At 54.5% G+C, this 607-nt stretch carries 1 rRNA gene; it reads right to left on the reverse strand.

Annotated features, from left to right (window positions below):
* Nucleotides 1-84 precede the first annotated feature (84 nt).
* A 16S ribosomal RNA gene (locus ACH0BF_RS25090) occupies nucleotides 85-607 on the reverse strand; the annotation flags it as partial.

Genomic DNA, 607 nt, shown 5'->3' on the forward strand with positions numbered 1-607 from the left:
TGCCGTTAATTCGTTTGTGAGAACAGCGTTCTCTGTTGCTACTACGTGCGGCTAAAAGCCTGACACGGTTCACAATTTCCTTAGAAAGGAGGTGATCCAGCCGCACCTTCCGATACGGCTACCTTGTTACGACTTCACCCCAATCATCTGCCCCACCTTAGGCGGCTGGCTCCCGTAAGGGTTACCCCACCGACTTCGGGTGTTGCAAACTCTCGTGGTGTGACGGGCGGTGTGTACAAGGCCCGGGAACGTATTCACCGCGGCATGCTGATCCGCGATTACTAGCGATTCCGGCTTCATGCAGGCGAGTTGCAGCCTGCAATCCGAACTGAGAATGGTTTTATGGGATTGGCTAAACCTTGCGGTCTTGCAGCCCTTTGTACCATCCATTGTAGCACGTGTGTAGCCCAGGTCATAAGGGGCATGATGATTTGACGTCATCCCCACCTTCCTCCGGTTTGTCACCGGCAGTCACCTTAGAGTGCCCAACTGAATGCTGGCAACTAAGATCAAGGGTTGCGCTCGTTGCGGGACTTAACCCAACATCTCACGACACGAGCTGACGACAACCATGCACCACCTGTCACCGCTGTCCCCGAAGGGAAAG

The sequence above is a fragment of the Pseudobacillus sp. 179-B 2D1 NHS genome, assembly GCF_045370945.1.
Classification (GTDB): domain Bacteria; phylum Bacillota; class Bacilli; order Bacillales; family Domibacillaceae; genus Pseudobacillus.